This is a genomic window from Oerskovia sp. NPDC057915, from assembly GCF_042887685.1.
GTDB lineage: Bacteria > Actinomycetota > Actinomycetes > Actinomycetales > Cellulomonadaceae > Oerskovia.
This window is the reverse complement of the sequence record NZ_JBHVOS010000004.1, coordinates 108,875-125,636: the sequence shown is the minus strand read 5'-3', so window position 1 is coordinate 125,636 and position 16,762 is coordinate 108,875. Positions and strand designations below refer to the sequence as shown.

General features: G+C 75.2%; 16 protein-coding genes and 1 riboswitch. All 16 genes read left to right on the top strand.

The window, feature by feature from the left end:
- The 16 genes from gmk to ACFVQ3_RS04075 all read left to right on the top strand — a co-directional run bounded on the left by gmk (position 1) and on the right by ACFVQ3_RS04075 (position 16,733).
- The gene (gene gmk / locus ACFVQ3_RS04150) at positions 1–615 is read left to right on the top strand and encodes a guanylate kinase (protein WP_387635636.1); all 615 of its coding nucleotides are present in this window, start codon (positions 1–3) and stop codon (positions 613–615) included.
- A gap of 165 nt (positions 616–780) precedes the next feature.
- On the top strand, positions 781–1,053 hold the full coding sequence (rpoZ, locus tag ACFVQ3_RS04145; protein WP_030151367.1) for a DNA-directed RNA polymerase subunit omega: 273 nt from the start codon (positions 781–783) through the stop codon (positions 1,051–1,053).
- Between the two features lie 76 nt (positions 1,054–1,129).
- Positions 1,130–2,365, top strand: coding sequence for a bifunctional phosphopantothenoylcysteine decarboxylase/phosphopantothenate--cysteine ligase CoaBC (gene coaBC, locus ACFVQ3_RS04140; protein WP_387635426.1), 1,236 nt, complete (start codon positions 1,130–1,132; stop codon positions 2,363–2,365).
- A gap of 65 nt (positions 2,366–2,430) precedes the next feature.
- Positions 2,431–3,624 (top strand): methionine adenosyltransferase, encoded by a 1,194-nt coding sequence (gene metK, locus ACFVQ3_RS04135; protein ID WP_387635424.1) that lies wholly within the window; start codon positions 2,431–2,433, stop codon positions 3,622–3,624.
- A gap of 52 nt (positions 3,625–3,676) precedes the next feature.
- Positions 3,677–5,962 (top strand): primosomal protein N', encoded by a 2,286-nt coding sequence (locus tag ACFVQ3_RS04130; protein WP_387635421.1) that lies wholly within the window; start codon positions 3,677–3,679, stop codon positions 5,960–5,962.
- Complete coding sequence (locus tag ACFVQ3_RS04125) at positions 5,959–6,618, top strand: HAD family hydrolase (protein ID WP_387635419.1); 660 nt, start codon at positions 5,959–5,961, stop codon at positions 6,616–6,618. The genes ACFVQ3_RS04130 and ACFVQ3_RS04125 overlap by 4 nt, the downstream gene beginning before the upstream one ends.
- A gap of 98 nt (positions 6,619–6,716) precedes the next feature.
- Positions 6,717–7,670, top strand: a complete 954-nt coding sequence (fmt, locus tag ACFVQ3_RS04120) for a methionyl-tRNA formyltransferase (RefSeq protein WP_387635416.1) — start codon at positions 6,717–6,719, stop codon at positions 7,668–7,670.
- A complete protein-coding gene (locus ACFVQ3_RS04115; RefSeq protein ID WP_387635413.1) occupies positions 7,667–9,295 on the top strand; it encodes an RsmB/NOP family class I SAM-dependent RNA methyltransferase in 1,629 nt (542 codons plus the stop codon). The genes fmt and ACFVQ3_RS04115 overlap by 4 nt, the downstream gene beginning before the upstream one ends.
- Before the next feature lie 99 nt (positions 9,296–9,394).
- On the top strand, positions 9,395–10,057 hold the full coding sequence (gene rpe / locus ACFVQ3_RS04110; protein ID WP_387635411.1) for a ribulose-phosphate 3-epimerase: 663 nt from the start codon (positions 9,395–9,397) through the stop codon (positions 10,055–10,057).
- 257 nt (positions 10,058–10,314) lie between these two features.
- Positions 10,315–10,440: riboswitch (FMN riboswitch) on the top strand.
- A gap of 113 nt (positions 10,441–10,553) precedes the next feature.
- Entirely contained in the window at positions 10,554–11,921 is a 1,368-nt protein-coding gene (ribD, locus tag ACFVQ3_RS04105; RefSeq protein WP_387635408.1) for a bifunctional diaminohydroxyphosphoribosylaminopyrimidine deaminase/5-amino-6-(5-phosphoribosylamino)uracil reductase RibD, read from the top strand.
- Positions 11,921–12,631, top strand: a complete 711-nt coding sequence (locus tag ACFVQ3_RS04100; RefSeq protein ID WP_387635405.1) for a riboflavin synthase — start codon at positions 11,921–11,923, stop codon at positions 12,629–12,631. Before ribD ends, ACFVQ3_RS04100 begins: the two co-directional genes overlap by 1 nt.
- A gap of 8 nt (positions 12,632–12,639) precedes the next feature.
- Positions 12,640–14,037: a 3,4-dihydroxy-2-butanone-4-phosphate synthase gene (gene ribB / locus ACFVQ3_RS04095; protein WP_387635402.1), complete on the top strand. Its 1,398-nt coding sequence runs from the start codon at positions 12,640–12,642 to the stop codon at positions 14,035–14,037.
- Positions 14,034–14,501: a 6,7-dimethyl-8-ribityllumazine synthase gene (ribH, locus tag ACFVQ3_RS04090; protein WP_387635400.1), complete on the top strand. Its 468-nt coding sequence runs from the start codon at positions 14,034–14,036 to the stop codon at positions 14,499–14,501. The genes ribB and ribH overlap by 4 nt, the downstream gene beginning before the upstream one ends.
- Positions 14,502–14,639: 138 nt before the next feature.
- The gene (locus ACFVQ3_RS04085; RefSeq protein ID WP_056651951.1) at positions 14,640–14,903 is read left to right on the top strand and encodes a phosphoribosyl-ATP diphosphatase; all 264 of its coding nucleotides are present in this window, start codon (positions 14,640–14,642) and stop codon (positions 14,901–14,903) included.
- A gap of 194 nt (positions 14,904–15,097) precedes the next feature.
- Positions 15,098–15,952: an ATP phosphoribosyltransferase gene (hisG, locus tag ACFVQ3_RS04080; protein ID WP_387635396.1), complete on the top strand. Its 855-nt coding sequence runs from the start codon at positions 15,098–15,100 to the stop codon at positions 15,950–15,952.
- Between the two features lie 301 nt (positions 15,953–16,253).
- On the top strand, positions 16,254–16,733 hold the full coding sequence (locus ACFVQ3_RS04075; protein WP_387635393.1) for a PH domain-containing protein: 480 nt from the start codon (positions 16,254–16,256) through the stop codon (positions 16,731–16,733).
- The last annotated feature ends 29 nt before the right edge of the window (positions 16,734–16,762 follow it).

The following is a 16,762-nucleotide window of genomic DNA, read 5'->3' as shown; positions in this document are numbered from 1 at the left end:
ATTTCCGCTTCACCCGTCGAGCAGGCCGCCCCGGCGCCTGCCGCACCACCGACCCCTGCCCGCCTGACCGTCCTGGCGGGGCCCACCGCCGTCGGGAAGGGGACCGTGTCGGCGGACATCCGCGCGCGGTACCCGCAGGTGTGGCTGTCCGTGTCCGCGACGACCCGTGCCGCTCGTCCCGGCGAGGTGGACGGCGTCCACTACCACTTCATCAGCTCTGAGGAGTTCGACCGGCTGGTCGAGGCGGGCGAGATGCTGGAGTGGGCCGTGGTGCACGGGCGCAACAGGTACGGGACCCCTCGCCGGCCGGTCGAGGAGAAGCTCGCGGCGGGGGTCCCGGCGCTGCTCGAGATCGACCTGCAGGGTGCGCGCCAGGTGCGTGCGTCCATGCCCGAGGCCCGGTTCGTGTTCCTCGCCCCACCGAGCTGGGAGGAGCTCGAGCGCCGGCTCGTCGGGCGCGGTACGGAGGGTCCCGAGGAGCGCGAGCGTCGCCTCGCCACGGCCCGTGTCGAGCTGGCGGCCGAGCCCGAGTTCGACGTCGTGATCGTCAACGACGAGGTGCACCGGGCGACCGACGCGCTCGTCGAGGCGATGGGCCTGACGCCCGTCGCGTGACCGCCGAGGTGCCGGCGCCCCGGGCCTGGGCACCACGACGATTTGTGCCTGCCCAGTAGACTGGTCGTCAGGCGTGTGCGTCATGAGCGCGCGCAACCTCTTTGATCCATCCTGCGGGCGACCGTCTGAGCCGCCGCAGGCCCCCCTGACTCACGGAGTGAGACTGTGTCTGGAACCATCGCCGCCCCCGAGGGCATCACCGACCCGCCGATCGACGACCTGCTGGAGCGCGCCGACTCCAAGTACGCGCTCGTGATCTACGCCGCCAAGCGCGCGCGCCAGATCAACGCGTACTACTCGCAGCTCAACGAGGGCCTGCTGGAGAACGTGGGCCCGCTCGTCGAGACCCGCAACCAGGAGAAGCCGCTGTCGATCGCGATGCGCGAGATCAACGAGGGCCTGCTCACGATCGAGACCGTGGAGGCCCCCGCCTCCTGACCGCCGGGCCGCCTGCGGGCGGCTCAGCGGTCCGGGTGGGCGCGGCGTGCGTGGCACAGAGGGAGGGCTCGTACCGATGAGGATCCTTCTGGGGGTCTCCGGGGGAGTGGCGGCCTACAAGGCCGTGCTCCTGCTGCGGCTCCTGCGCGAGCAGGGGCACCAGGTGCGGGTCGTGCCCACCGCGTCCGCCCTGCGTTTCGTCGGGGCGCCGACGTTCGAGGCCCTGTCGGGCGAGAAGGTCAGCACCGAGGTGTTCGACGACGTCCCGCAGGTCGCGCACGTCGCGCTCGGCCAGGGCGCGGACCTCGTGATCGTCGCGCCCGCCACGGCGGACCTCCTCGCGCGCGCGGCTGCGGGCCGCGCGGACGACCTGCTCACCTCGACCCTGCTGACCGTGTCCTGCCCGGTCGTCATGGCCCCGGCCATGCACACCGAGATGTGGCAGCACCCGGCGACCGTGGCCAACGTCACGACGCTGCGCTCGCGCGGGGTGCACGTGATCGAGCCGGCGAGCGGTCGCCTCACGGGCAAGGACTCCGGTCCGGGCCGCCTGCCGGAGCCCGAGGACATCGCACGGATCGCCCTCGAGGTGGCCGCGCGGGGCGCTGCTCCCGCGGCGGCCCGGGACCTGTCCGGTCTGCGCGTGGTCGTCTCGGCCGGCGGCACGCGCGAGCCGATCGACCCGGTGCGCTTCATCGGGAACCTGTCGAGCGGTCGACAGGGCATCGCCCTGGCCCGTGCCGCGCAGGAGCGGGGCGCAGAGGTGACGCTCGTCGGGGCGAACCTGACCGAACCCCTCGACGACGTCGCCGACGTCGTCCGGGTCGGCTCGACCGCCGAGCTGCGCGAGGCCGTGCGTTCGCTGGCTCCGGGGGCCGACGTGGTGGTCATGACGGCCGCGGTCGCGGACTTCCGCCCGGCCCGCACCCCGTCGTCGAAGATCAAGAAGGTCCCCGGTCAGGGGCCCGCCCCGATCGAGCTGGTCGAGAACCCCGACATCCTGGCGGAGCTCGCGCGCGAGCGCCTGCGCCCGGGGCAGGTCGTCGTCGGGTTCGCGGCCGAGACGGGCGACGACGCGGGAGACGTGTGGCACCACGGCCGCGCCAAGGCGCGCCGCAAGGGCGCCGACCTCCTCGTGATCAACCCCGTGGGCGACGGCAGGGGCTTCGGGACCGACACCAACGAGGTCCTGATCGTCGACGCACAGGGCGAGACCGTCGCTCAGGCCCAGGGCACGAAGCGTGAGGTCGCGGACGCGGTGTGGGACACGGTCCTCAAGGTCTCTCCTCCGATCGCGCCGACCACGGACTGAGATCTCGTTCACGTCTCAGTGGTCGGATGCCGGGTATCACCTAGCGGGACAGTACTCTGGTTCCCATGAGTTCTGACCTGCGCCTGTTCACGTCCGAGTCCGTGACGGAAGGCCACCCGGACAAGGTCTGTGACCAGATCTCCGACGCGATCCTCGACGCGCTCCTCGAGCAGGACCCGTCGTCGCGCGTGGCGGTGGAGACCATGGTCACGACGGGCCTCGTGCACGTGGCGGGCGAGGTCACGACCAACGCCTACGTCGAGATCCCGCAGATCATCCGTGAGGTGGTCCGGGGGATCGGCTACACCTCCTCGGCGATCGGCTTCGACGGCGACTCGTGCGGCGTCTCGGTCTCGATCGGCCAGCAGTCCCCGGACATCGCCCAGGGCGTCGACAAGAGCATCGAGCAGCGTGACGACACCAGCGACCTCGACCCGCTCGACGCCCAGGGTGCCGGTGACCAGGGTCTGATGTTCGGCTACGCGAGCGACGAGACCCCCACGCTCCTGCCCCTGCCGATCTTCCTCGCGCACCGCCTCGCGGAGCGCCTGGCCCTGGTCCGCAAGGACGGGTCGTTGCCGGGCCTTCGCCCCGACGGCAAGACCCAGGTCACCATCGGGTACGACGGCGACCGCGCGGTCCGCCTCGACACAGTGGTCCTGTCGACCCAGCACGACGAGGACGTCCTGCAGGAGACGCTGCGCGCCCAGGTCGCCGAGCTCGTGGTCGCGCCCGTCGTCGAGGGGCTCGACCTGGACGTCGCGGACTTCCGCCTGCTCGTGAACCCGACCGGCAAGTTCGTCATCGGTGGCCCGCAGGGAGACGCGGGGCTCACGGGTCGCAAGATCATCGTCGACACCTACGGCGGCATGGCCCGTCACGGCGGTGGCGCGTTCTCGGGCAAGGACCCGTCGAAGGTCGACCGCTCGGCCGCCTACGCCACTCGCTGGGTCGCCAAGAACGTCGTCGCGGCGGGTCTGGCACGCCGCTGCGAGGTGCAGGTCGCGTACGCGATCGGCAAGGCGCACCCCGTGGGCCTGTACGTGGAGACGTTCGGCACCGAGACCGTCCCGGTCGAGCGCATCCGTGCCGCGATCGACGCGGTCTTCGACCTGCGTCCAGCGGCGATCATCGCCGACCTCGACCTGCTGCGGCCCATCTACTCGCAGACGGCCGCGTACGGGCACTTCGGACGCGAGCTGCCCGACTTCACGTGGGAGCGCACGGATCGCGTGGCGGCCCTCCAGGCCGCGGTCTGAGCCTCGGCGCGCGGGTTGGCCCGCCGTGGGTGGCGCGTGCTGAGATAGGGCGATGACCAGCCAGGACGCCGTGCACCAGGACGCGGGGGAGCAGCTCACGCTGCTCCCCGCGCCCCAGCCGCGCCAGGCGCCGCGTGGCGGCCGCACGGGCAGCAAGGCCGCTCGCCCGGTGGGTGCGCTCGAGATCGCGAGCGACCTGCCGGTCGCGCGGGTCGTCCTGGACCTGGTGCCGCACCACCTGGACCAGACGTTCGACTACCTCGTCCCGGCCTCCATGGCCGGTGACGCGCAGCCCGGTGTCCGGGTCAAGGTGCGGTTCGGCCCGCAGGAGGTCGACGGGTTCGTCCTGGCCCGGGCCGGCGAGAGCGACCACGACGGGCGGCTCGTGCCGCTCAAGCGCCTCGTCTCGCCCGAGCGGGTGCTCACCCCGCAGGTGGCACAGCTGTGCCGCACGGTCGCCGACCACTACGCGGGCACCCTCTCGGACGTGCTGCGCCTCGCGATCCCGCCGCGCCACGCGCGGGCCGAGGCGGCGCCGTCGGGCAGCGAGCCGCCCACCGGGGACGCACCGGCGGACCCGAGCACCGAGACACCCCCGGGTGCGGGAGCCCAGGAGGCCGCGCCCGCTCGCCCCTCCGAGTGGGCCCCCTACCGCGGCGGCGCCGCGTTCCTGAACCACCTGGTCGGCGGGTCGGCGCCGCGAGCCGTCTGGACGGCCCTGCCGGGCCGCGTGGCCGACGGCGTGCCCGTGCAGGACGCACAGGCCCCGGGCGGGCGCGGCGCGGGCGACGAGGACCCCGCGCAGGCCGTCCAGCACTGGGCTCTGGCCCTTGCCGAGGCCGTGCGTGCCACGGTCACGGGCGGCCGGGGCGCGCTCGTGGTGCTGCCCGACGCGCGCGACGTCGACCAGATGTGCCTCGCCCTCGAGCTCGCGGGCTACGCCCCGCACACGGCACGCCGTGACGGGCAGTTCGTGCGCCTGACGGCCGACGAGGGCCCCTCGCCCCGGTACCGCAGCTTCCTGGCGGCGCTGCGGGGCGACGTGCGGATCGTCGTGGGGACGCGCGCCGCGGCGTTCGCACCCGTCCAGGACCTGGGGCTCGTCGCCTGCTGGAACGACGGCGAGGAGACCCTCGCCGAGCCCCGCTCTCCCTACCCGCACGCCCGGGAGGTCCTCGCCCTGCGCAGCGAGCAGGAGGGGGCCGCGTTCCTGCTCGGCTCGGTCAGCCGGACGGTGCAGGCCCAGGCGCTCCTCGAGTCGGGGTGGGCCCGGGAGGTCGCGGCCCCGCGCGAGGTGCTGCGCTCGCGCGCGCCCCGGGTGCGGGCGCTGACGTCGGTCGAGCTCGCGGCGGAGGGAGCCGGGGCCGCGGCCCGCTTGCCGAGCGCCGCGTGGCGGGCCGTGCGGGACGCCCTGGGCACCGGGCCCGTGCTGGTCCAGGTCCCCCGGGCCGGGTACATGCCCGTCGTGGCGTGCGCGCGCTGCCGGACGGCCGCGCACTGCGGCACGTGCCACGGGCCCCTGATGCTGCCCGGACCGGGCGCACCGCCGCAGTGCGCGTGGTGCGGGGCGCTGGCCGGGGCGTGGTCGTGCGACGAGTGCCGCTGGACGGGGCTGCGCTCGGTGCGCGTCGGGTCCGGTCGCACGGCCGAGGAGCTGGGACGGGCCTTCCCGGGCGTCGCGGTGCGCGTCTCGGGGGCGAGCGCACCGGGCGGGGTGCTCTCCGCCGTCGGGCCGCGCCCGGCCGTGATCGTCGCGACCCCGGGTGCCGAGCCCGTCGCGGAGGGCGGCTACGCCGCCGCGCTGCTGCTCGACGCGGCGCTGAGCACAGCGCACGTGGGCCTCGCGGTCGCCCAGGACGCGCTGCACCGCTGGCTCGCGGCCGCGGGCCTGGTGCGCTCGGCGCGCGAGGGCGGGCAGGTGCTCCTCGTGGGGGACGCGGCCCCCGGGCCGACCAACGCCCTGGTGCGCTGGGACCCGGCCGGGTTCGCGGACCGCGAGCTGGCCGAGCGCCGCGAGCTCGACCTGCCGCCCGCGGTGCGGGTCGCGGCGGTCACGGGCGACCGGCAGGCCGTGGACGCGGTCGTGGCGCGGGTGGGCCTCGCGGACCCCTCGACGACCCTGGGGCCCGTGGAGGTCGCCGAGGCCGCAGGACGCCCCGCCCGGGCGGGGGCCGGGCGCGACCCGTCGCTGCAACCTCCCGTCCGCACGATCGTGCGCGTGCCGCTGCGCGAGGGTCGGCGGCTCGCGCGCGAGCTCTCGGCCTCCCTGGCGGTCCGCTCCGCGAAGCGCGAGGGTGGGAGCGTACGCGTCCAGCTCGACCCCAAGGAGATGTTGTGAGCACCGTCCCGCACGAGAACCCGTCCGAGAGCTCGACCCGGCCCACGATCGACACGGTCCTGCTCGACTTCGGCAACGTCCTGGTGACCTGGGACCCCTACGTCGCCTACGCCGGGCGCATGGACCGGGCCGACGTCGAGGCCTTCTTCGAGGCCGTCGACTTCCCCACGTTCAATGCCCGTCAGGACGCGGGCAGGTCCTGGGCCGACGCGCGCCGCGAGCTCGCCGAGCACCACCCCGAGCACGTGAGCACGCTCGACGTGTACACCGAGAACTTCGCCGCGAGCCTCGTGGGGCCCGTGCCGGGCACCGAGGAGGTCGTGCGCGAGCTGCGCACCCTCGGGGTGCGGCTGTACGGCCTGACGAACTGGTCCGCGGAGATGTTCCACGAGGCCGAGCCCGCGGCGCCCGCGATCGGCCTCATGGAGGACGTCCTGGTCTCGGGGCGCGTGGGGCTCGTCAAGCCGGACCCGCGCATCTTCGAGGCCGCGATCGAGCGCTTCGCCCTGGACCCCGCGCGGACCCTGTTCGTCGACGACTCCGTGGCGAACGTCACGGCCGCCGCCGGGCTGGGCTTCCGCACGCTGCACTTCGTGGACGCCGCGGGGCTGCGGGCGACGCTGCGCGACCTCGGCGTCGGGGTGCGCGAGGCCTGAGCCCTCGCCGGCCGGTGCACCCGGGCGGGCCCGCCCTCGGTCCGTCCCGGGCCCGTCCCGGCGCGGGCCGGGAGGGCCGCACCGCCTAGACTCGCCCCATGCGTGTGCTCTTCGCCGGAACCCCGGACGTGGCCGTCCCGGCCCTCGATGCCCTGATCGACTCCCGGCACGAGGTGGTCGCCGTCCTCACCCGCGCCGACGCGCCCTCCGGCCGTGGGCGGAGGCTGACGCCCAGCCCGGTGCGCGTGCGTGCCGAGGAGGCCGGGATCCCGGTCATCACCGACCGCCCTCGCGGCGAGGAGTTCGTCGCGCGCCTCGCGGCCCTGGAGGTCGACTGCGCGCCCGTCGTGGCGTACGGGGAGATCCTGCGCCGCGAGGTGCTCGACGTGCCCCGCTACGGCTGGGTCAACCTGCACTTCTCGGTCCTGCCCGCCTGGCGTGGCGCGGCCCCGGTGCAGCGAGCGATCATCGCGGGCGACGAGGTCACCGGAGCCACGACGTTCCTCATCGAGGAGGGCCTGGACTCGGGTCCCGTGCTGGGCACCATGACCGAGACCATCCGCCCCCGTGACACCGCGGGCGACCTCCTGGGACGCCTCGCGACCTCGGGGTCCGGGCTGCTCGTCGCGACCCTGGACGCGATCGAGGACGGCCAGGCCTCCCCGGTCCTGCAGCCCGCGGAGGGCGTCAGCACGGCCGCGAAGCTGACGCCCGAGGACGCCCGCGTGCGCTGGGCGCTCCCCGCGCTGGCGATCGACCGTCAGGTGCGCGGCTGCACGCCCGCCCCCGGCGCCTGGACCACGTTGCCCGACGGCGCCCGCCTGGGCCTGGGGCCCGTGACGCCGCGCCCCGACGTCCACGACCTGGCGCCCGGCGAGCTGCGCGCCGCCAAGCGCGAGGTCCTCGTGGGCACCGGCACGCACGCCGTCGCGCTCGGCGAGGTGGCCCCCGTGGGCAAGAAGCACATGGCCGCGACCGACTGGGCCCGCGGCGCCCGCCTGGGCGAGCACGTCGTCCTGGGCACCCCTGACGAGACGAAGGACCAGGCATGAGCGGCGAGGCACGCACCGGCGGCACCCCCGGGCAGGACGGGCACGGCGCGCACGGTGGCCGTGACCGTCGCGACGCGCGCGGCCGGGAGCGCGGCTCGGCCCGTGCCCGGGGGGCCGGCCAGCGTTCCGAGGCGGCGCCCTCGCAGCGCGCCAAGGGCGCCGACCCGGCGCGCAACGTCGCGTTCGACGTCCTGCAGGAGGTCGCGACCTCCGACGCGTACGCGAACCTGGTCCTGCCCCCGCTGCTGCGCTCGCGCGGCATCCGCGGGCGCGACGCCGCGTTCGCGACCGAGCTCGCCTACGGCACCCTGCGCCTGCGCGGGCGCTACGACGCGATCATCGCCCAGTGCGTGGACCGCCCCCTCGACCAGGTCGACCCGAACGTGCTCGACCTGCTGCGCCTCGGCGCCCACCAGCTCCTGGGCATGCGCGTGGCCCAGCACGCGGCCGTCTCGGAGACCGTGGGCCTGGCCCGGGCCCGCGCCGGGGCGGGCAGCGCCCAGTTCGTCAACGCGGTCCTGCGCAAGATCTCCCGCTCGACCCTCGAGGAGTGGCTCGAGGCCATCACGCTGGACGCGCCCGACGACGTCACGCGCCTCGCGATCACCCAGTCCCACCCGGTGTGGATCGCCCGGGCCCTGCGCGAGGCCCTCGTCGGCACTGGACGCTCCGCCGACGACCTGGCCGAGCTCCTCGAGGCCGACAACACCGCGCCGCGCGTGACGCTCGTCGCCCGACCGGGCCTGGTCAGCCGCGAGCGCCTCGCGGGCGAGGTCACGCACGACGTGCGCGGGGACGCCACGACCACCCCCGGGCGCTGGACGCCCACGGCCCTGGTCCTGTCGGGCTCGGACCCCGCCGCGATCCCCGCGGTCCGGTACGGGGCCGCCGGGGTCCAGGACGAGGGATCCCAGCTCGTGACGCTCGCGTTCGCGGCAGTACCGACGCTGCCCACGCTCCCCGTGGCCTCCGCAGGTGGCACCGGTGGCGCGGGCGGCGCCCGGCCCGACGGCGCAGCGAACCCCGACGAGCGCTGGCTCGACCTGTGCGCGGGCCCGGGCGGCAAGGCCGCGCTCCTGGCCTCCCTCGCGGGCGAGCAGGGCGCACGCGTCGTCGCCAACGAGGTCGCCCCCCACCGGGCCCGCCTCGTCGAGCAGGCGCTCGCGGCCGTGCCCGCCGACGCGGTCGAGCGGGTCCAGGTCGGCGACGGGCGCCAGGTGGGGGTCGAGGAGCCGGGCGCGTACGACCGCGTGCTCGTCGACGCCCCCTGCACGGGCCTGGGGGCGCTGCGCCGCCGCCCCGAGTCGCGCTGGCGCCGCACCCCGGGGGACATCGCGACCCTCACGACGTTGCAGCGCGAGCTCCTCGGCTCGGCCCTGGACGCCGTGCGCCCGGGCGGCGTCGTCGGGTACGTGACGTGCTCCCCGCACCTCGCGGAGACCCAGCTCGTCGTCAAGGACGTCCTGGCCGGGCGCGACGACGTCGAGGTCCTCGACGCGGCCGCCGCCGTGCGGCAGGTCGCGGGGGACGACATCCCCCTCGCGGACCGCACCGACGTGCAGCTGTGGCCCCACGTCCACGGGACCGACGCGATGCACCTGACGCTGCTGCGCCGTCGGGCCTGAGACGACCCCGTCCGCGGCTGGGCAGGGTGGTGAAGGCCACCCGGCCCGGCCGTCGTGCGTCCCCCGCACGGCGCACGGACGCCCTCTAGGCTGGTGCCCATGTCCGCACTCATCGCCCCCAGCATCCTGTCCGCCGACTTCGCGAACCTCGAGCGCGACCTGGGCGCGATCTCGACCGCCGACTACGCGCACGTCGACGTGATGGACAACCACTTCGTGCCCAACCTGACCCTGGGGCTGCCGATCTTCGAGCGCCTCGCCCAGGTGTCCCCGGTGCCGCTCGACGCGCACCTCATGATCGCCGACCCCGACCGCTGGGCGCCCGGCTACGCCGAGGCCGGCGCCGCGTCCGTCACGTTCCACGCCGAGGCCGCCACGGCCCCCGTGCGCCTGGCCCGCGAGCTGCGCCGCCTGGGCTCGCGCGCCGGGCTCGCGCTGCGCCCCGCGACCTCGGTCGAGCCCTTCCTGGACCTGCTGCCCGAGTTCGACATGCTCCTGGTCATGTCCGTCGAGCCCGGCTTCGGAGGCCAGTCCTTCATCGACGGCGTCCTGCCGAAGATCCGCCGCATCCGCGACGCCGTGTCCGAGGCGGGGCTCGACGTGTGGGTCCAGGTCGACGGCGGCATCTCGCGCGCCACCATCGAGCGCGCGGCCGAGGCGGGCGCCAACGTGTTCGTCGCCGGATCGGCCGTCTATGGGGCGGAGAACGTCCCCGAGGAGATCGCGGCACTGCGGGCGCTCGCGGACCAGCACACGCACTGACCGCCGCCCGACCGGCCACGGGTCGGCGCGGGGCCGCGTCGCCCACCCCCCGGTCGACGCCGCGCGCGCCTGGTTCGGTGCGCCACCGAGCCCGGCCACGTCGTCGCCGTTCACATCGGTCCAGCCCGCGGGACGGGCCGGACCGGGTACCTGCCGGGCACCCCCGGTGTGGCATGCTGGGAGGAGACGAGACGCCGGACGCAGCGCACCCGCGCGGGGCCCGGGTCTCGACGGCAGGCAGAACGAGAAGTACGCACACACGTGCTCCGGGGTCGGTGCAATTCCGAGCCGGCGGTGACAGTCCGCGACCCGCGCCTCGGCGTGGTTGACCTGGTGGAACTCCAGGACCGACGGTGAAAGTCCGGATGGGAGGAAGTACGTGGCGGTGCGGGGCGAAGCCCTGTGCCGTGGTGTCGTGACGTCCGTGGACCCTCGGGTCCCGTGACGTCGTCGACCCCCTCACCCCGGAGCGTCGTGCTCACCGGGAGGAGGACGCATGGGCGCCAGGCCCACCCTGACGATCGACGCCGCGATGGTGCGCGCGCTCGAGCTGGCCGCGCACGGCCCTGCGCACGGCCCCAACCCCCGTGTGGGGTGCGTCCTGCTGGGCCCCGCCCCCCGACCGCTGGACTCCCTGCCCGACGGCGCCGCTCCCGGCCCCGTGGACTCCTCGCCCCGGGTGCTGCTCGCCGAGGGCTTCCACCGTGGCGCCGGCACCCCGCACGCCGAGGCGGCCGCGCTGGCCGACGCCCGCGGGCGCGACGTGGACGTGCGCGGCGCGACGGCCGTGGTGACGCTCGAACCGTGCAACCACACGGGGCGGACGGGACCGTGCGCCCTGGCGCTGCTGGAGGCGGGCGTGGCCGAGGTGGTCTACGCGGTCGCGGACCCCAACCCCGTGGCGACCGGCGGTGGGGAGCGTCTGCGCGCGGCAGGGGTCCTGGTGGCCTCCGGGCTGCGCGAGGCCGAGGGGGAGCGTCTCCTGGGCCCCTGGCTGGTCGCCGTGCGCCGCGGGAGCCCCTACGTGACCCTCAAGCTCGCCTCGACCCTCGACGGGCGCGTCGCGGCCGCCGATGGCACCTCGCAGTGGATCACCGGTCCCGCGGCGCGCGAGCACGCCCACCAGGTGCGGGCACAGGTCGACGCGATCCTCGTGGGCACCGGCACGGTCGTCGCGGACGACCCGTCGCTCACGGCGCGCACCAGGCCGTCTGCGAGCGCCCCGGGGGAGCCGGCGCGCGGGCTTGCCGACCACCAGCCTCTGCGTGTCGCTGGTGGGGTGGTCGGGCCGGAGCCCGGGCTTGCCGACCACCAGCCCCTGCGTGTCGCTGGTGGGGTGGTCGGGCCGGAGCCCGGGCTTGCCGACCACCAGCCCCTGCGCGTCGTCGTCGGGCTCCGTGACCTTCCTCCGCACGTGCGGCTCGCGCCCGGTGGCGCCTGGACGACCGACGGGGGCGGCCCGGTGCTGCACGTGCGCACGCACGACGTCCACGCGGTCCTGGCGGAGCTGGCCGCCCGCGAGGTGCGCCACGTCCTGGTCGAGGGCGGCCCGGGCCTGGCGACGGCGTTCCTCGCAGCGGGTGTCGTCGACGAGGTCCACGCGTACCTCGCACCCGTGCTCCTGGGGGCGGGCCTGGGTGCCGTCGGCGACCTGGGCGTGACGACGCTCGCCGGCGCCCTCCGCTTCGGCGCGCACGACGTGCGGCGGCTGGGGGAGGACGTCCTGGTCGTGGCACGGGCCTCGGCCCCCGCACCTGACCTTCCTGCACCTGACCTCCCCGCGCCGGGGCCGCCCGCGCCGCCCGCCGTCCCGACCTCCCCCCATGCCAGCACCCACCGCACCACCCCCGAACAGGAGAGCTGATGTTCACCGGAATCGTCGAAGAGATCGGCACGGTCCGCGAGATCGCGTTCCCCGGGGGTGAGACCTCCGACGCCGTCCTGACCGTGCACGGCCCCCTCGCCACCTCGGACGCCCACCTGGGCGACTCGATCGCGGTCGACGGCGTGTGCCTGACCGTCACGGGCGTCGGACCGGACGGCACCTTCACGGCCGACGTCATGCCCGAGTCTCTGCGCCGCACCGCCCTGGGCGACCTGCGCCCCGGGTCTCCCGTGAACCTCGAACGGGCCGTGCGCGCCGACACGCGCCTGGGCGGGCACATCGTGCAGGGCCACGTCGACGGCGTCGGGGCCCTCGTGAGCCGGGCCCCGGGGGAGCGGTGGGACGACCTCGTCCTGTCCGCACCCCCGGGCCTGACGCGCTACGTCGCGGAGAAGGGCTCGATCACCGTCAGCGGCGTGTCCCTGACGGTGACCCACGTGGACGACACCTCGTTCGGGGTGTCCCTGATCCCCACGACGCTCGAGGCCACGGTCCTCGGCTCCCTGGCCCCCGGGGACCGGGTCAACCTCGAGGTCGACGTCCTCGCGAAGTACGTCGAGAGACTCCTCACGGCCGGTACCACCACCCGCCTGGCAGACCCGGACGGTCGGGCGCTCGCGGGCGCCGACGAGCCCGCGAGCGCCAACGGCCCGGCGGGCGCCCTCAGGGCCCGCGCAGCACAGGAATGAGCACCACCATGAACCCCCAGCCCGACGCCGGCCGGCCCGGCGAGGCCACCCCCCACCCGCCCGAGCACCCCGGGCACGTGCGCACCGGCACCATCGAGGAGGCCCTCGACGCGATCCGCGCCGGGCGCCCCGTCCTGGTCGCCGACTCCCCGGACCGCGAGAACGAGGCCGACGTGGTCTTCGCGGCCGGGACCGTGACCCCCGAGTGGGTCGCCTGGACCATCCGGCACTCCTCCGGCTACCTGTGCGCGCCCATGCCGGCGGCGCGGGCCGACGCCCTGGACCTGCCCCTCATGGTGCCCCACAGCCAGGACCCCCGGCGCACGGCCTACACGGTCACGGTCGACGCCGCCACGGGCGTCACGACCGGGATCTCCGCCGTGGACCGGGCCAGGACCCTGCACGTCCTGGCCGACCCCGCCTCGGGCGCGGTCGACCTCATCCGTCCCGGGCACGTCCTGCCCCTGCGCGCCGTCCCCGGCGGGGTGCTGCACCGTGCCGGGCACACCGAGGCGGCCGTGGACCTGGTCCGCCTGGCCGGTGCGGGCGAGGTCGGCGGCATCGCCGAGCTCGTCAACGACGACGGCACCATGATGCGGCTCGACGACGCGGCCCGGGCGGCCGAGGACGCCGGGCTGGTGCTCATCACGATCGCGGACCTCATCGCGTGGCGCCGCGAGCACGACCCCGCCGTCCCCGAGCAGGACACCCAGCCCACCACCGCGCCCCGCGTGCAGGCCACGAGCGTGGCCGACCTGCCCACCGCGCACGGGCACTTCCGCGTCCACGGGTACCGTGACCTGCGCACCGGGGCCGAGCACGTGGCCCTCGTGCCCGTCGCCGTCCCCGCCGGGGGAGGTGCCCCGACCGGCCCCGGGCAGGACGGTGCGCCCCCCGCGCCCCTCGTGCGCGTGCACTCCGAGTGCCTGACCGGGGACGCGTTCGGGTCGCTGCGCTGCGACTGCGGCCCCCAGCTCCAGGCCTCCATGGAACGCGTCGCCGCGATGGGCGGGGCCGTGGTGTACCTGCGCGGGCACGAAGGACGCGGCATCGGCCTGCTCGCCAAGATCGGCGCCTACGAGCTCCAGGACGCCGGGTTCGACACCGTCCAGGCCAACCTCGAGCTCGGCTGGCCCGTCGACCGGCGCGAGTACGGCGCCGCGGCCGCGATCCTGCACGACCTCGGCCTGGACCGCATCACGCTCCTCACGAACAACCCCGCCAAGGTCACCGGGCTCGCCGCGCACGGCATCGACGTCGCCGACGCCCACCGGCTCGAGGTCGGGCACGGCCAGCACAACCACGGCTACCTCATGACCAAGAAGGTCGCCATGGGCCACCTCCTGGACAGCCTCGAGATCACCCCCGACCACACCACCCCCACCACGAAGGAGAGCGACCGATGAGCGGCGCAGGAGCACCCCAGATCACCGTCGACGGCAGCGGGCTGCGGATCACCGTCGTGGCCGCCAGCTGGCACACCGAGGTCATGGACGGCCTCCTCGCCGGGGCCCGCCGGGCGCTCGCGGCCGCGCACGTCACGCACGTCACCGAGATCCGCGTCCCCGGGTCGTTCGAGCTGCCCGTCGCGGCCGCACGCGCCGCCGAGCACGGCGCGGACGCCGTCGTCGCGCTCGGCGTCGTGATCAGGGGTGGCACCCCGCACTTCGAGTACGTGTGCTCGGCCGCCACCACCGGCCTGACCGACGTCTCGGTCCGCACCGGGGTGCCGGTCGGCTTCGGGGTGCTCACGTGCGACGACGAGCAGCAGGCCCTCGACCGGGCGGGCCTGCCCGGGTCGCGCGAGGACAAGGGCGCCGAGGCCGTCGAGGCGGCCGTCGCGACGGTCGTGGCGCTGCGCGACCTGTGAGCACCCGCTGACGGCGCACGGCCCGACGGCGCGGTGCGCCCCTCGACGCACCGGTCACCGAGGGGCGCACCGCGCCGCCCGGTGACCGGTGGGCGGGACAGGTCGGCCCACCCACCGCGGGGCGACTACCCTGGTCGGGTGAAGACGTTCGAAGGGCTGTTCGCCGAGCTCACCGAGAAGGCCACCACCCGACCCGCCGGTTCCGGCACGGTCGCGGAGCTGGACGCCGGTGTCCATGCGATCGGGAAGAAGATCGTCGAGGAGGCCGCCGAGGTGTGGATGGCGGCCGAGTACGAGGGTGACGACAAGACGGCCGAGGAGGTCTCCCAGCTCCTGTATCACGTGCAGGTGCTGCTCCTGGCCAAGGGCCTGACCCTGCAGGACGTGTACAAGCATCTGTGAACCCGGCCAGGTCCGGGTCCAGGGGGAGGCGCACGGAGGCTCACGCCACCGGGTCGCTTCCCTCACGCATGTCCGTCGTCCGCAGTCGTCCACCGTCCGTCCCTGCGCGCCCGCCGTCGCCGGCGCGCCGACCGGGTGATCGGTCGCCCTGACCGCCCCGTCCCCCCGAACTCCCCAAGAAACGCGAGGACCCCGTGCTCCGCATCGCCGTTCCCAACAAGGGCTCCCTGTCCGAGCCCGCCGTCGACATGCTCCGCGAGGCCGGCTACCGCCAGCGCCGCGACACCCGTGAGCTCGTGCTCGCAGACCCGGACAACGACGTCGAGTTCTTCTTCCTGCGCCCCCGGGACATCGCCGTGTACGTCGGCACCGGGACGGTCGACGCCGGCATCACCGGCCGCGACCTGCTGCTCGACTCCGGCGCCGAGGCGGTCGAGCACATGCAGCTCGGCTTCGCCGGCTCCACGTTCCGCTACGCCGCCCCCGTCGGCACCATCACGTCCCTCGACCAGGTCGACGGACTGCGCGTGGCCACGTCCTACGAGGTCCTGGTGGAGAACCACCTGCGCGCCAACGGCGTCACGGCGTCCGTGGTCCACCTGGACGGCGCCGTCGAGTCCGCCGTCCAGCTCGGCATCGCCGACGTCGTCGCCGACGTCGTGTCCACCGGCACGACCCTGCGCGGAGCCGGCCTCGAGGTCTTCGGCGAACCCATCCTCAAGTCCGAGGCCGTCCTGATCCGCCCGGCCTCCGTGACCGACGACGCCGTCTCCGCAGGCCTGGAGACCCTCACCCGTCGCCTCCTGGGCGTCCTCACGGCCCGCCAGTACGTCCTGATGGACTACGACGTGCCCGCGCACCTCGTCGAGGCCGCAGTGGCCCTCACGCCGGGCCTCGAGTCCCCGACCGTCTCACCGCTGCACGACCGCGACTGGGCAGCCGTGCGCGCCATGGTGCGCCGCGACCAGACCAACAAGCTCATGGACGCCCTCTACGAGGTCGGGGCACGCGCCATCCTCGTGACCTCCATCCACGCCTGCCGCCTCTGAGCCTTCCCTCCAGGGGCCCGCAGCCCCCGGGAGGGAGCCAACGGACCGGGCCGGCCCGACCGGCCCCCTACGCCCCGAGGAACCGGTCGACAACACCCACCGCCCGGGTACCACGCGTCAGCGCGTCGGTACCCGGGCGACGTCGTCCCCGGCCGCTCGCGTGCCCGACGCGGGCGGGGAAGCAGGTCACGGGGTGCTCGCCGCGCCGGGGACCGTGCAGAGGCTCTCCTGGTGGAGCACCACCCGCGAGCATGGACCGCTCCCCGGAACGCTCGGGCAGGGACAGAGGGAGGATAGGAACGTGAGCAGCAACGTCGCACCACCCCCCGAACCCCTGACCGGCGACCCCTACGCCACCTTCCGCCCACGCTGGGGCACCGCCGCCGCCTACACCGCCGCACTCGTGATCCTCGCCGGCTGCACCTTCGTCGCCCTCGTCGCGACCGGCCCCGGCACCGACTCCGGATGGAACAAGGCAGCCACCATCGGCGTCGGCGCCTTCTGCGCCCTCGTCCTGTGGCGCCTCGGCCAGGTCCGCGCCACCGTCACCCCCGAGCACCTCACCGTGCACAACATCGTCTTCACCCGCCACCTCGACTGGCCCCAGGTCGTCTCCGTACGCTTCGGCCCCGGCGACCCCTGGGTACGCCTCGACCTGTCGGACGGCAAGGCGCTCGCGGTCATGGGCATCCAGCGCGCGGACGGGGCCCGGCGCAGCGAGAACGAGGCGGCTCGCCTGGCGGCCCTCGTCGCAGCCCACGGCGAGGCGCACGAGGACTGACGCGACGCCGTCGGGCACGGTGCGCCGCT

Coding starts and splice junctions, on each gene's coding strand:
- coaBC (WP_387635426.1), top strand. CDS start 1,130: ATGAGGATCCTTCTGGGGGTCTCCGGGGGAGTGGCGGCCTACAAGGCC.
- metK (WP_387635424.1), top strand. CDS start 2,431: ATGAGTTCTGACCTGCGCCTGTTCACGTCCGAGTCCGTGACGGAAGGC.
- ACFVQ3_RS04130 (WP_387635421.1), top strand. CDS start 3,677: ATGACCAGCCAGGACGCCGTGCACCAGGACGCGGGGGAGCAGCTCACG.
- fmt (WP_387635416.1), top strand. CDS start 6,717: ATGCGTGTGCTCTTCGCCGGAACCCCGGACGTGGCCGTCCCGGCCCTC.
- ACFVQ3_RS04115 (WP_387635413.1), top strand. CDS start 7,667: ATGAGCGGCGAGGCACGCACCGGCGGCACCCCCGGGCAGGACGGGCAC.
- rpe (WP_387635411.1), top strand. CDS start 9,395: ATGTCCGCACTCATCGCCCCCAGCATCCTGTCCGCCGACTTCGCGAAC.
- ribD (WP_387635408.1), top strand. CDS start 10,554: ATGGGCGCCAGGCCCACCCTGACGATCGACGCCGCGATGGTGCGCGCG.
- ACFVQ3_RS04100 (WP_387635405.1), top strand. CDS start 11,921: ATGTTCACCGGAATCGTCGAAGAGATCGGCACGGTCCGCGAGATCGCG.
- ribB (WP_387635402.1), top strand. CDS start 12,640: ATGAACCCCCAGCCCGACGCCGGCCGGCCCGGCGAGGCCACCCCCCAC.
- ribH (WP_387635400.1), top strand. CDS start 14,034: ATGAGCGGCGCAGGAGCACCCCAGATCACCGTCGACGGCAGCGGGCTG.